A 2,554-nucleotide genomic window follows, 5' to 3' on the forward strand; every position below is an offset into this window, starting at 1 on the left:
GGAGGCGCGTCGCGCCTGGACGTAGGCGGTGAACTCCACCTCCGACAGTGAACGGCGCTCCCCCCGCTCCTCCCCGTACGCGCTTCCCCCGTGCGTTTCCCCCGTGTTCCCCGTGCCCCCCGTGGGCGCGTCGATCACCGTCATGAAGCCGGTGTGACGCCCGGTGCCGCGACCGCACCCCCGCTTGGTCGCGGCACCGGCCTTCTCGCCACCTCGGTGCACGTCGTGCAGACGCGTGACAACTGCGCTGTTGCTGGTGCCGTGCAGTGTGTTCATCTCGCGCCCCCCGTCGTGGACTTCCGGTGTGTTCGCCTTGCGGTGCCGCTTGCCGTCCTGCTGATGACGAAAATCTTGCCGGGGCGACTTCATCGCCGTGTCCGCCGACTGTCACAGGCCTGTCACAGGAGCCGTCCGGGGCGCGGAGCCGCCGTCGCACACACCTTCTCCACAGGCGTCGGTGCACGTAGCCGCCCTTATCCGGTCCCAACGGGCATCTGCCCCCACGGGTCGTACAGGGGGCCCTCCATGCGCCAGAATGATGCTGTGCCTTCCCTGTTGCTGATCGAGGACGACGACGCCATCCGCACGGCCCTGGAGCTCTCACTGACGCGCCAGGGTCACCGCGTGGCGACCGCTGCCAGCGGTGAGGACGGTCTGAAGCTGCTGCGCGAGCAGCGGCCGGATCTGATCGTGCTGGACGTGATGCTGCCCGGCATCGACGGATTCGAGGTGTGCCGGCGCATCCGGCGCACCGACCAGTTGCCGATCATTCTGCTGACCGCGCGCAACGACGACATCGACGTCGTGGTCGGCCTGGAGTCCGGTGCCGACGACTACGTGGTCAAACCCGTGCAGGGCAGGGTGCTGGACGCCCGGATCCGGGCGGTGCTGCGCCGCGGGGAGCGGGAGTCCAGCGACTCGGCGAGCTTCGGCAGCCTGGTCATCGACCGGTCGGCGATGACCGTGACGAAGAACGGTGAGGACCTGCAGCTGACGCCGACCGAGCTGCGCCTGCTGCTCGAACTGAGCCGGCGTCCGGGCCAGGCGCTGTCCCGGCAGCAGTTGCTGCGGCTGGTGTGGGAGCACGACTACCTGGGCGACTCGCGGCTCGTGGACGCCTGCGTCCAGCGGCTGCGCGCGAAGGTCGAGGACGTGCCGTCGTCCCCGACGCTGATCCGTACGGTCCGGGGTGTGGGCTACCGGCTGGATCCGCCTCAGTGACACAGAAGCAACAAGAGCAACAAGAGCACCAGGAGCACCACGGCGGGTCCCGCGGCTGGTCCGCGGCGCGCAAGGGCGTCTGGTCCCGGCTGCGCTTCACCAGCCTGCGGCTGCGGCTCGTCGTCGTCTTCGGGCTGGTCGCGCTCACCGCCGCGGTGTCCGCGTCGGGCATCGCGTACTGGCTCAACCGCGAGGCGGTGCTCACCCGCACCCAGGACGCGGTCCTGGGCGACTTCGAGCAGGAGATGCAGAACCGGGCGGGTGCGCTGCCCGAACGGCCGACGCAGGAGGAACTGCAGTACACCGCGGGTCAGATGGCCAACAGCAGCCAGCGGTTCTCGGTGCTGCTGATCGCCGAGGACCCCCACGGCCGTACCGTGTACGGCAGTTCGGGCGGGCTGAGCGGCTTCTCGCTGCAGGACGTGCCGGTCTCGCTGCGCGAGGCGGTGAACGAGCGGCAGAAGATCACCTCGACCAACAAGCACGCGTACCACCTGTACTGGCAGCGGATCGTCGCCGGCGACACCCCCTATCTGGTGGCGGGCACCCGGACGATCGGCGGCGGGCCGACCGGTTTCATGCTCAAGTCGCTGGAGCCGGAGGCCAAGGACCTCAATTCGCTCGCCTGGTCGCTGGGGATCGCCACCGGGCTCGCCCTGATCGGCTCCGCGCTGCTGGCGCAGGCCCTGGCGACGACCGTGCTGAAGCCGGTGCAGCGGCTCGGGACGGCCGCCCGGCGGCTCGGCGAGGGCAAGCTGGACACCCGGCTGCGGGTGTCGGGCACGGACGAACTGGCCGACCTGTCACGGACGTTCAACAAGGCGGCCGAGGCGTTGGAGAAACGGGTGGCCGACATGGCCGCCCGGGACGAGGCGTCCCGCCGGTTCGTCGCGGACATGAGCCACGAGCTGCGCACCCCGCTGACCGCGATCACGGCCGTGACGGAAGTCCTCGAGGAGGAGCTGGAGTTCGAGGGCGGCGGCATCGCCCCGATGGTCGAGCCCGCCGTACGGCTCGTGGTCAGTGAGACGCGGCGGCTCAACGACCTGGTCGAGAACCTGATGGAGGTCACCCGCTTCGACGCGGGCACCGCCCGTCTCGTCCTCGACGACGTCGACATCGCCGACCAGATCACCGCCTGCATCGACGCCCGTGCCTGGCTGGACGCGGTCGAACTGGACGCGGAGCGCGGCATCCACGCCCGGATCGACCCGCGCCGGCTGGACGTGATCCTCGCCAACCTCATCGGCAACGCGCTCAAGCACGGCGGCTCGCCGGTGCGGGTGTCGGTGCGGGAGGAGAGCGGGGCCGAGGACGGGGACGGGGACGGGGA

2 protein-coding genes and 1 pseudogene are annotated in these 2,554 nt (G+C 70.4%); 2 read left to right on the forward strand and 1 reads right to left on the reverse strand.

The window, feature by feature from the left end:
• Window positions 1-276: pseudogene (locus AOK11_RS33980) on the reverse strand (SigE family RNA polymerase sigma factor); the annotation flags it as partial.
• Window positions 277-543: 267 nt separating this feature from the next.
• On the opposite strand from AOK11_RS33980, the gene afsQ1 reads away from it, so the two are divergent.
• Window positions 544-1,221 carry a two-component system response regulator AfsQ1 gene (afsQ1, locus tag AOK11_RS33985; protein WP_029394402.1) on the forward strand — a complete coding sequence of 226 codons (678 nt, stop codon included), beginning with the start codon at window positions 544-546 and terminating at the stop codon, window positions 1,219-1,221.
• Window positions 1,218-2,554 (forward strand): sensor histidine kinase (locus tag AOK11_RS33990; protein WP_055597517.1); only part of this gene is annotated, 1,337 nt, incomplete at its 3' end. The genes afsQ1 and AOK11_RS33990, both read left to right, overlap by 4 nt.

This window comes from Streptomyces hirsutus (genome assembly GCF_001418415.1).
In the GTDB taxonomy this organism is placed as follows: Bacteria; Actinomycetota; Actinomycetes; order Streptomycetales; family Streptomycetaceae; genus Streptomyces; species Streptomyces hirsutus.